This window comes from Anaeromyxobacter sp. PSR-1 (genome assembly GCF_000964525.1).
In the GTDB taxonomy this organism is placed as follows: domain Bacteria; phylum Myxococcota; class Myxococcia; order Myxococcales; family Anaeromyxobacteraceae; genus Anaeromyxobacter.
Genome location: NZ_BAZG01000148.1, coordinates 1 through 10,911, shown reverse-complemented (window position 1 = coordinate 10,911; position 10,911 = coordinate 1). Strand labels below are relative to the sequence as shown.

9 protein-coding genes are annotated in these 10,911 nt (G+C 76.7%); 7 read left to right on the top strand and 2 right to left on the bottom strand.

Annotation, left to right across the window (positions count from 1 at the left end):
• Positions 1-117 precede the first annotated feature (117 nt).
• From PSR1_RS17610 to PSR1_RS17590, 5 genes are all read left to right on the top strand, one after another.
• A complete protein-coding gene (locus tag PSR1_RS17610) occupies positions 118-2,022 on the top strand; it encodes a PKD domain-containing protein (protein WP_059438758.1) in 1,905 nt (634 codons plus the stop codon).
• Between the two features lie 141 nt (positions 2,023-2,163).
• Complete coding sequence (locus PSR1_RS17605; protein WP_193388382.1) at positions 2,164-3,099, top strand: DMT family transporter; 936 nt, start codon at positions 2,164-2,166, stop codon at positions 3,097-3,099.
• 16 nt (positions 3,100-3,115) lie between these two features.
• Entirely contained in the window at positions 3,116-4,123 is a 1,008-nt protein-coding gene (locus tag PSR1_RS17600; protein ID WP_059438756.1) for a LysR family transcriptional regulator, read from the top strand.
• A 55-nt stretch (positions 4,124-4,178) separates the two neighbouring features.
• Positions 4,179-4,508 (top strand): thioredoxin, encoded by a 330-nt coding sequence (trxA, locus tag PSR1_RS17595; RefSeq protein ID WP_059438755.1) that lies wholly within the window; start codon positions 4,179-4,181, stop codon positions 4,506-4,508.
• A 165-nt stretch (positions 4,509-4,673) separates the two neighbouring features.
• Entirely contained in the window at positions 4,674-7,223 is a 2,550-nt protein-coding gene (locus tag PSR1_RS17590; RefSeq protein WP_059438754.1) for an ATP-binding protein, read from the top strand.
• A gap of 3 nt (positions 7,224-7,226) precedes the next feature.
• Here PSR1_RS17590 and PSR1_RS17585 read toward each other — a convergent pair whose 3' ends face one another.
• On the bottom strand, positions 7,227-7,427 hold the full coding sequence (locus tag PSR1_RS17585; RefSeq protein ID WP_059438753.1) for a hypothetical protein: 201 nt from the start codon (positions 7,425-7,427) through the stop codon (positions 7,227-7,229).
• Positions 7,428-7,612: 185 nt separating this feature from the next.
• On the opposite strand from PSR1_RS17585, the gene PSR1_RS17580 reads away from it, so the two are divergent.
• Positions 7,613-9,226 (top strand): SDR family NAD(P)-dependent oxidoreductase, encoded by a 1,614-nt coding sequence (locus PSR1_RS17580; RefSeq protein WP_059438752.1) that lies wholly within the window; start codon positions 7,613-7,615, stop codon positions 9,224-9,226.
• Positions 9,227-9,259: 33 nt separating this feature from the next.
• On the opposite strand, the gene PSR1_RS17575 is transcribed toward PSR1_RS17580, so the two are convergent.
• Positions 9,260-9,742: a cyclic nucleotide-binding/CBS domain-containing protein gene (locus PSR1_RS17575; RefSeq protein WP_059438751.1), complete on the bottom strand. Its 483-nt coding sequence runs from the start codon at positions 9,740-9,742 to the stop codon at positions 9,260-9,262.
• Between the two features lie 162 nt (positions 9,743-9,904).
• Here PSR1_RS17575 and PSR1_RS17570 point away from each other — a divergent pair, with 162 nt between their 5' ends.
• The gene (locus PSR1_RS17570; RefSeq protein ID WP_059438750.1) at positions 9,905-10,807 is read left to right on the top strand and encodes a LysR substrate-binding domain-containing protein; all 903 of its coding nucleotides are present in this window, start codon (positions 9,905-9,907) and stop codon (positions 10,805-10,807) included.
• Positions 10,808-10,911 lie beyond the last annotated feature (104 nt).

Genomic DNA, 10,911 nt, shown 5'->3' with positions numbered 1-10,911 from the left:
GCCGCGCGTTTGGCGCACGGTGAAGCGCGGCCCATGCCATAGCATGCACCCCCAGTGACCGGGGTGGACCGCCGGCGCCATGACGGCGCGCGCCCGTCCGCCACCGCCGGAGGCTCCATGCACCCCGCCCGCCGCCGCACCGCCGCGGCCCTCGCGCTCTGCACCGCCCTCGCCTGCAGCGGCGGGAGCGACAAGCCCTCGCTCCCCGTGATCCCGGGCAACGGCCCGCCCGTCGCCCAGGCGGGCTTCGATCGCACCGTCGGCAAGGGCGCGCTGGTGCAGCTCGACGGCGCCGCCAGCAGCGATCCGGAGGGGTTCCCGCTCACCTACGGCTGGACGTTCACCTCCCGGCCCGGCGGCAGCGCCGCCCTCATCCAGTCCGCCGGCAGCGCGCACGCGTCCTTCACCGCGGACGTGCCCGGCGTGTACGGGGTGCGCCTGCAGGTCTCCGACGGCGTGAACCCGCCCGTCTCGGACGACGTCGTCATCACCAGCCAGGATCTCCCGCCCACGGCGTCGATCGGGCCGGACCGGGAGGGGAGCCGCGGGATCGCGGTGGCGCTCGACGGCCGCGCCAGCGCCGACCCGGACGGCGACGCCCTCACCTACGCGTGGGCGCTGGTGTCCCGCCCGGCCGGGAGCGCGGCGGCGTTCGGCGGCGCGACGCTCTCGCAGGCCTCGTTCACGCCGGACGTCTACGGCGCCTACGTGGTCCGCCTCACCGTGACCGCCGGCGGCCTCTCCGCGCAGGACGAGGCGACCATCACCGTCCGCAACCACGCGCCCGTCGCGGACGCCGGGCCGGACCTCGAGTCGAACGCGGGCGCGACGCTGGCGCTCAGCGCCGCCGCGTCCAGCGACCCGGACCAGGACCCGATCACCTGCGCCTGGGCGCTGGTATCGAAGCCGACCGGCAGCGCCGCCGCCCTCTCGGATCCGGCCGCCTGCGCCCCCTCCGTCACCTACGACCTGGAGGGCGTGTACGCGTTCTCGCTGGCGGTCCACGACGGCGAGCTCGCGAGCGCCGCGACGGACGTGGTGCAGGTCACGGTCCACCGCAAGGTGTGGATGCTGGGGCACGCGGTGGTGGACGCGGAGTACTCGCGCGCGCTCGATCGGCTCGTGGCGGTGGGCGGCTCGAAGCTCTACGTCGCCGACCCCGTCGCCGGGACGGAGGTGTCCGTGGCGCTCCCCAAGGCGGCGCTCGCCGTGAGCGTCTCGCCCGACGGCCGCTACGCCGCGGTCGGCCACGACGCCCTGGTCTCGTACGTGAGCCTCGACGCGCCGCCGGCGCTGGTCGGCACGTTCACCACCAGCGTGGTTCCGTCCGACGTGGTCCTGGCCGGCAACGGCTACATCTACGTGTTCCCGGCCACCTGGGAGCAGCTCCACTCCATCCGGATCTCCACCGGCGCCGACACGGCGAGCACGGGCTGGAGCCCGTACGACGGCACGAAGGGGAGGCTGCACCCGGGCGGCGCCGCCATCTACGGCGCGGACAACTTCGTCTCGCCCGAGGACATCCGGAAGTTCTCGATCGCCGGCGGGACGGCCTCGTTCCTGTACGACTCGCCGTACCACGGGGACTACGAGATGTGCGGCGACCTCTGGATCACCGAGGACGGCCTGCGCATCGTGACCGCGTGCGGCAACACCTTCCACGCGAACACCACCCAGGGCTCCACCGCCGGCTCGGACATGACCTACGCGGGCGCGCTGGAGGGCACCGGGCAGGTGAAGTGGGCGGACCACTCGGCTGCGGCCGGCCAGATCCTGGTGGTGCGGGGCCTGCCGTACTGGCCCGCGGATCCCGGCGCGGACGCCGAGCTCCGCCTGTTCGGCGACGACTTCCTGGCGCTCCAGGAGACCATCCCGCTCGCGCGCATCGGCGTGGGCGGCAAGGGCTACGTCTCGCACGGCCGCTTCGCCTTCTTCTCCGCCGACGCGACCCGCCGCGTCGCGCTGGTGCAGGTGGACGCGACGTCGGGCCTGCTCGCGCCGGACGCGGTGGTCGTCTACTGACGGCCGCCGCGGCTCCCGGGGGGGCGCGAGAACGCCCGTCCCCGGCGCGCGGATGCGCGCGCCGGCGCGCTTGCCCGCAGGCGCCGGGCCGACTATTCGTGCGTCCTCGCGCCGGCCTTGTGCGGCGCCAAGGAGATCCGGGTGACCCGCCGAGGCTGGATCCTGTTCGTCGCGCTGTGCGTGCTGTGGGGCATCCCGTACCTGCTCATCAAGGTGGCGGTGCGAGACCTCTCGCCCGCCAGCCTCGTGTTCCTCCGGACCGCCACGGGCGCGGTGCTCCTGCTCCCGTTCGTGCTCCTCCGCGGCAACCTGCGGCCGGTGCTGGCGCGCTGGCGGCCCATCGCGCTGTTCACGTTCGGCGAGATGGCGGTCCCCTGGCTCCTGCTCGCCGACGCCGAGCGCCACGTCACCAGCTCGCTCGCGGGGCTCGTCATCGCCGCCACGCCGCTGGTCGGCGCGCTCGCCTCGCGCCTGAGCGCCGGCCACGAGCCGCTCGGCGCGCGCCGCATGTCCGGCCTCGCCGTCGGGCTCGCGGGCGTGGTGGCGCTGCTCGGCCTCGACCTCGGCCGCGGCGACGCGCGCGCCGTGGCGGAGCTCGCGGTGGTCGTGCTCGGCTACGCGCTCGCGCCGCGCATCGTGGCGCGCCGCCTCTCCGACCTCCCCGCGCTCGACGTGGTGGCGGTGTCGCTCGCGATGTGCGCGCTCGCCTACGCGCCGTTCGGGATCGCGCAGCTCCCCACCGCCTGGCCGCCCGCCGAGGCGCTCGGCGCGGTGGCGGGGCTCGGCGTCCTGTGCACCGCGCTCGCGTTCACGCTGTTCTTCCAGCTCATCGCCGAGGTCGGCCCGGTGCGCGCCACGGTCGTCGCGTACGTGAACCCCGCGGTGGCGGTGGCGGCCGGGGTGACGCTCCTCGGCGAGCCGTTCACCGTGGGCACCGCGGTGGGGTTCGCGCTCATCCTGGGCGGCTCCTGGCTGGCGACGTCGGGGGCCGCCGTGCGCGCCAGGCCCGCGGCCCCGGCCTCCGCCCCGGCCGCGCCGGGCGCGGTGGCCCCGGCCGCCGCCGAGCGGGCGGGGTGAGGCCGCGCCCCGCGCCATGATCGCCGGTGACGCGAGCCTGGACGACCTCCGGCTGCTCGTGGAGGTGGTGGCCACCGGCGGCCTCACGGCGGCCGCGGCGCGCCTCGGCCTGCGCAAGTCCACCGTGAGCCGCCGGCTCGCCGCGCTCGAGGAGCGGCTCGGCGTGCGGCTCCTGGAGCGGAACGCGCGCCGCCTGCGGCTCACCGAGGCGGGCCGCGCGTACCACGCCCGCGCCGCCCGGCTGGTGGCCGAGGCCCGCGCGCTGGACCGGGAGACGGCCGAGGCCCGCGGCGCGCCGCAGGGCACGCTGCGGATCGCCACCCCGGCCCTGCTCGGCGAGCTGCTCGCGCCCGCGGTGGCCGAGCTGCTGCTCCGCCACCCGCGCCTGAGCGTCGAGCTCGCGCTCGCGCCGCCGCACGTGGACCTGCTCGCGGAGGAGCACGACCTCGCGCTGCGCACCGGACCGCTCGCCGACTCCTCCCTGGTGGCGCGGCGCCTCGGGACGCTGCGCACCGGCTGCTACGCGAGCCCGGCCTACCTGGCCCGCCGCGGCACGCCCGCCGGCCCGGACGCGCTGCGCGGCGAGGCGGGGGCGCACGATTGCATCCTGCTCGCCGAGGCGGGCACCGACGAGGTCTGGTTCTTCGGCGCGGGGGCGACGGCGCGGACGGTGCGCCCCGCCGGCCGCCTGCGCGTGCCCAGCGTGCGCGCGGGGCAGCTCGCCGCCCGCGCCGGGCTGGGCGTGGTGCGGCTGCCCGCGGCGCTCGTCGCGGAGGACGTGCGGACCGGGCGCCTCGTGGCGGTGCTCGAGGCCGAGACGCCGCCGGGCATGCCGGTCCACGCGGTGTACCCGAGCGGCCGGCACCTCGCGCCCAAGGTGCGCGCGTTCCTCGAGCTGGTGTCGGGCGGCGCCGCGGCGCTGCCCTGGGATCCGCCGGGGCGCGCGCCGGCCGGCGGGCCGGGGGACGCGGCGGAACGCAGCGTTCCGGCGCGGCGGGTCGCCCCGGCGCGCCGCCGCGGGTAGATCCCTTCCCGCGCGGCGGCCGGGCACTCCGCCCGGCGGCGCGGCGGAGGCGGCCATGGCGGCGGTGATGGAGATCGGGGACGCGGAGTTCGAGCGCGAGGTGCTGGCCGCGCCGGAGCCGGTGCTGGTGGAGTTCACCGCGGCGTGGTGCGCGCCCTGCAAGGCGCTCGCGCCCACGCTGGAGGCGCTCGCGAGCGGGTACCGCGGCCGCGTGAAGGTCGCGGCGCTCGACGTGGAGCGGCACCCGGCCACCGCCGAGCGCTACGGGATCCGCTCGATGCCGACGCTGCTCTTCTTCAAGGGCGGCAAGGTGGCCCGCCAGCTCGTCGGCGCGGTGCCGCGCGCGCGGCTGGAGGACGCGGTGCGCGAGCTCCTCCCGGCGTAGCGCGCCGCCGGGTGGGAGCAGGGAACACCTGCCTCGCGCGCGTCCCGTGAACGCGGGGGCGGCCGGCGCCCGCACGCGAGGGCGCTTCCGAGCGCGCGGTCCGGAGGGTACTCTCGCCGCTCGACCGGGGGCTCGTGGCCCCGGGTCGCCCCCCGGAGCGCGCGCGTGAGCGACGGAGAACAGCGGTCCTCGGTCCCGGCCTGGTCGTCGCCGCGAGCGGCCCGCGCGCTGGCGGTGGCGGTCGCGATCATCGACCTGCTGGCGGTGCTGCTGGTCGGCTCGTCGGTCGAGGCCAGCCGCCAGCACCACCGCGAGCGCGCCACCGCGGCCACGCAGAACCTGGCCGCCGCGCTCGAGCAGTACCTCGCCGGCGTCTTCGAGAAGGTCGAGCTGACGCTGCTCACCGTGGCGGACGAGTACGCGCGCGAGTCGGCCGAGGGCCGGGTGGACGGGCCCGTGTTCGACGACTTCCTCGCCCGCCAGCGCGGGCGCATCCCGCAGCTCCACTCGCTCGAGACGTTCGACGCGGACGGCAAGCTGGCGCACGGCCGCGACGCGCCCCCCGGCTCGGTCATCGACATCTCCGACCGCGACTACTTCCGGCGGCTGCGGGCCGAGCCCGGCCTCGGCGTGATCGTCTCGAGGCCGCTCGTCGGACGGCTCACCGCCCGCCCGTTGCTGGTCCTGGCGCGCGCCCTCCGGCGCGCGGACGGGAGCTTCGCCGGCGTGGCGGTCGCGAGCGTGCTGCTGGAGGACCTGGGCAGCGCGTTCGAGGGCTACGACGTGGGCGCGCGGGGCGTCATCGTGCTGCGCGATCCCGAGCTCGGCCTGGTCGTGCGCCGCCAGACCTCCGGCGCGCCGATCGCGCTCGGCGACCGCACCGTCTCGCCCGAGCTGCAGGCGCTGCTCCGCGACGGCCACCGCTCGGCCACGTACTCCGGCGTGGCGGTGGACGGCATCGAGCGCACCTTCACGTTCCGGCGGATGGCGCGCACCGGGCACCTCGTCATCGTCGGGCTCGCGTTCGACGACTACCTCGCCGGCTGGCGCCGCTCCACGCTGCTCGCCACCGCCGTGCTCGCCGCCTTCGGCCTGCTCACCGCCGCGGCGGCCTGGCTGACGCTCCGCGCGTGGCGCCGGCACCAGGCGGCCGTGCAGGATCTCGCCGAGCAGGAGACCCGCTTCCGGCTGCTGGCCGAGAGCGCCACCGACGTGATCTGGATGGTGGACGCGTCGCGCCGCCTCACCTACGTGAGCCCGGCGGTGCAGCGGCTGGCCGGGTGGACGCCGGAGGAGGCCTGCCGCCTCCGCTGGCCGAGGCTCCTGTCGGTGCCCTCCATCGAGCGGATCCGCTCGGCGCTCGCCCGGCTCGGCGCGGTGGCGCCGCACGCGCAGCCGTTCGCCGACGCGCTCATCGAGCACGAGGTGGTCGCGAAGGACGGGCGGCGGGTCCAGGCCGAGTCGCGCTTCAGCCTGCTGTGGAGCGCCGACGGGCAGGTGCTCGGCGCCATCGGCGTGACCCGCGACGTGACCGAGCGGCGGGAGATGCAGGCGCGGGTGCACGTGGCCGAGCGGATGGCGTCGCTCGGGACGATGGCGGCCGGCGTCGCCCACGAGGTGAACAACCCGCTCACCTACGTGTACGGCAACGTGGCGTTCGCGCTGGAGCGGCTGGGGTCGCTGGACGCGCGCGGGCGGCAGGCGCCGCTCGGCGAGGCGCTCCAGGCGCTGCGCGAGGCGCTGGCCGGCGCCGACCGCGTCCGCCACATCGTCCGGGACCTGAAGGCGTTCTCGCGCGCCGAGAACGACCGGCTCGAGCCGGTGGACGTGGTGCGCGTCATCGAGGGCTGCCTCAAGATGACGGGCACGCTCACCCGCGAGCGCGCGCAGGTCATCCTGCGGCTCGGGCCGGTCCCGCGGGTCCTGGCGAGCGAGGCGCGCATCGGCCAGGTGATGCTGAACCTCGTCGTGAACGCCGCGCACGCCATCCCCGAGGGCGACCCGGGCGCGAACCGCATCGAGGTCTCCACGGCGCTCGCCGCGGACGGGCGCGTCGAGGTGGCGGTCGCCGACACCGGCACCGGCATCGCGCCCGACGTGCTGCCCCGGATCTTCGACCCGTTCTTCACCACCAAGGGCGTGGGGGAGGGGACGGGGCTGGGCCTGTCGATCTGCCACGGCATCGTGAAGGCGCTGGGCGGCGAGATCGACGTCGAGACCGCCGTCGGACGGGGGAGCCGGTTCCGGGTGCTGCTCCCGCCCGCGCCGGCCGGCGCCGCGATCGGGCGGGCGGAGGCGTCCGCGGAGCCGGCCGGGCCGCCGCGGCGGCGGGTGCTGGTGCTCGACGACGATCCGCTGGTGGCGCGCGCCATCGGCCGGACGCTGTCGCGCGACTGCGCGGTGGACGTGAGCACCGACCCGGCGCAGGCGCTCCGGCGCCTCCACTCGGGCGAGCGCTGGGACGTGATCCTCTGCGACCTGATGATGCCCGAGCTGGCCGGGATGGACGTCCACGCGTCCGTGCAGGAGCTCGACCCCGGCCAGGCGGCGCGCATCGTGTTCATGACCGGCGGCGCGTTCACCGCGCGGGCGCGCGAGTTCCTGGAGCGGGTCCCGAACGCCCGGGTGGAGAAGCCCCTCGACCCCGCCACGCTGGCGCAGGTCCTCGAGGCGGGCAGCCGCGGGACGCCGGGCGACGGGACGCCCGAGCCCTGAGGCTCAGGCCGAGCGCAGCCGGCCGAGCAGCACCGGCGCGCACGGGGGCGGCGCCGCCCGCTGCGCCCGGCGCTCCGCCTCGCGCTCGGCCAGCACCGCCTGGCAGGCGGGGCAGGACACGGTGACGGGGACGATGGTCCAGAACCGGCCGTTCTCCGCCCGGCACGCCGCGCCGCCCGCCGCCTCTTCGTAGAAGTGGATCATCGCGTCCCCCCTCAGGTTCGCCGGCCCCTGCGACCGTGCCCAGCGTCGCCCGCCCGCTCCGCCGGGAAAAGTCGCGCGAGCGCCCGACCCGCAGGGCCGGGACGCGCGGACGAGGGACGCCTGCGGCGCGCCGCCGCGCGCCGGGGGTGGGCACGCGCCCGCGGGCGGGGTATGGATGCGCCCCCATGGCGACACCTGGCGACGGCGGCGGGCCGGACCTCGATCCGGCCGACCTCGCGGCGGCGCTCCGCGTGCTGGCGCGGGTGGCCGAGGACCGCACCGTGCTCGCGCGCGTGGACGCGGACGCGCGCGTGGCGCTGCAGCGGCTGGCCGGCGAGGTGGCGCGGCCGGACCTGAAGGCCCGCAAGAAGCTGCAGAAGGCCCTGCTAAAGGAGGAGCACCGCGCGCGCCGGTCCCGGGACGCGGACCTGCGCCGCGACACCGGCATCCAGCGGCTCCGGCAGGCGCCGGTGTTCGTGGCGCCGCTCCCCGAGCTGCCCCCGCCCGGCGCCGACGCGTCCGGCTGGTGGCCCCGGCTGCCCGACGCGCGCGAGGCCGGCGCCGAGGCGGGCGCGCCGCGCGCGGAGGACGACACCGGGCCGGAGCTGTCGGAGCCGCGCAAGTGCTACGTCTGCAAGGCGACGTTCCGCCGCCTGCACCCGTTCTACGATCAGCTGTGCCGCGCCTGCGGGGACGAGAACCAGGCGCGCCGCACCGCCGGCGCGGACCTGCGCGGCCGGGTGGCGCTCGTCACCGGCGCGCGCGTGAAGATCGGCTACCAGGCGGCGCTGCTGCTGCTCCGCGCGGGCTGCAGCGTGGTGGCGCTGACCCGGTTCCCGCGCGACGCCGCGGCGCGCTACGCGCGAGAGGCCGACTTCGGGCGCTGGCGCGACCGGCTCTCGATCCACGGCGTGGACCTGCGCCACACCCCCAGCGTGGAGCTGCTCTGCCAGCGGCTCGACGCGACGCTGCCGCGGCTCGACTTCCAGGTCCACAACGCCTGCCAGACGGTGCGGCGTCCCCCGGGGTTCTACGCGCACCTGCTCGAGGCCGAGCAGGCGCCGCCCTCGGCGCTGCCGCCGGCCGAGCGCGCGCTGCTGCGCGACTGGGAGGCGTTCCGGGACGCGCTCCGCGGGCAGGGGGGCGCGGCGGGCGTGACCGGGCCGGCGCTGCTCTCGCAGGCCCGCAGCGACGCGGACCCGCTCCTGCCCGGGAAGAGCGCGCTGGAGCTGTTCCCGCGCGGCGTGCTCGACCAGGACCTGCAGCAGGTGGACCTGCGCACGCACAACTCGTGGCGCCTGCGCCTGCACGAGGTGCCCACGCTGGAGCTGCTGGAGGTGCTGCTCGTGAACGCGACGGCGCCGTTCGTGATGGCGTCGCGGCTGAAGCCGCTCATGACGCGGGCGCCGGGCGCGCCCGAAGGGACCGCCACCAGCGGCGACGCGGCCCGCCACGTGGTGATGGTGTCGGCGATGGAGGGGCAGTTCTACCGCGAGCACAAGACCGACCGGCACCCGCACACCAACATGGCCAAGGCGGCGCTCAACATGCTGGTGCGGACCAGCGCGGCGGACTACGCGAAGGACGGGATCTTCCTGAACGCGGTGGACACCGGGTGGGTGACCGACGAGGACCCGGCCCACCTCGCCGCGCGCAAGGCGGAGGAGCACGCGTTCTCGCCGCCGCTCGACATCGTGGACGGCGCGGCGCGGATCGTCGCGCCCATCTTCGACGGCTTCCGCACCGGGCGGCATCCGGCCGGGCAGTTCTTCAAGGACTACCGGCCGGTGCCGTGGTGAGATCGGGGCGCAGCCCCGTGGAGCGAGCCTGGCCTAATAGGCCGTGTTCGCGGCGTGCGAGAACAGCGTGGTGATGGGCTCGCTCAGCTGGTGGGCGCGGCCGCCGCGGATGTAGCTCTCGAGCTGCTCGATGTCCGACTGCTTCTCCTCGACCACCAGGTCCACCAGGTCGAGCATCGAGATGACGCCCACCACCGCGCCGCCCTCGCGCACCGCCAGGTGGCGGGTGCGGCGGGCGCGCATGAGCTGGGCGCACTCGGCGTCGGTGGCCTGCGGCGCGACGGCGGGGAAGTCGGGGCGCAGCACCGCGGCGAGCGGCGTCTTGGCCGGGTCGATCCCGCGCGCGACCGCGGCGACCACGTCGCGCTCGGTCACCAGGCCGGCCAGCGTCCCGCCGCGGCGCACGCCGACCGAGCCGATGCCGCGGTCGGTCATGAGGCGGGCGGCCTCGGCGCAGCTGGCGGTGTCGTCGAGCGCGACGACGGTGCGGGTGACGCGGTTCTGGATCGAGGCCATGTGCGGTGCCCTCCGGGGCTGAGCGGCCGGGCGCGGCCCGGCGTGTTCCGGAGGCGATGATGCGCCCGCCGGCGCGCCGCGCCTCCACGCAAGATCGGATGGACCATAGGCGGAGCTGATGGCCGCCTCCCGGCCGCGCAGGGGATCTGATAGCCTGCGCGCGTGCGCCGCCTCGATCCCCGCAAGCTCGAGACCTTCCGCGTGGTCGCGCAGGCCCGGAAGATCTCCACCGCCGCCAAGCTGCTCCACCTGTCGCAGCCGGCGGTCACCGCGCAGATCCGCGCGCTGGAGGAGGAGTGCGGCCGCGCGCTGCTGGTCCGCTCGTCGAAGGGCGTCACGCCGAACGACTGGGGGCTGCGCCTGCTCGACACCGCCAAGCAGGTGCACGCGCTGCTCGGCGAGGTGGAGGGTGCGTTCCAGGACGAGCCGGGGGTGGGCGAGGAGGTGGTGCTCGGCGCCAGCATGACCACCGCGGCCTATCTCGTCCCGCCGCTCGTGGCCGGCTACCGCGCGGTGCACGGCCGCGTCCCCTTCCGGCTCCAGGTCGCGAACACCGCCCGCGTGCTGGAGTGGGTGGCGGACGGCAAGGTGCCGCTCGGCATCGTGGAGGGCCGGCTGCGCTCGCCGCGCGTCCACCTGGAGCGCTACCTGGAGGACGAGCTGGTGGCGGTCGCCGCAGCGTCCGCGCGCGACCTCCTGCGCATCTCCCGCGCGGCCGACCTCGCCTCGGCGCCGCTGCTGCTGCGCGAGCCCGGGTCCAACACCCGCGCCGTGGTCGAGGAGGCGCTGGCCGGCGTCCTCGGGGCCCGCTCGGTGCGCCGCTCCGAGCTCCTGTTCGGCTCCAACCAGTCGATCAAGATGGCCGCGGTGGCGGGGCTGGGGGTGGCGTTCGTCTCGCGCTGGAGCGTGCAGCTCGAGGTGGCGGCCGGCACGCTCCGCATCCTGCCGCTCCGCGACCTGCGCCTGACCCGGTCCTTCTCCTGGGCCACCGCCTCACCCCGCCTCCAGGGGGCCGCCGGACGGTTCCAGGCCTGGGCGCGCCAGCACCCGCCGCCCAGGCCCTAGGCCGCCGCCGAGGCGGGTCCCCGCGGCGCTTTGTCGGCGCGGGCCGATGGTGTATGGCTACGGCCCCATGAAGACCCTGACCGAGCTGAGCGGCACCCTCATCC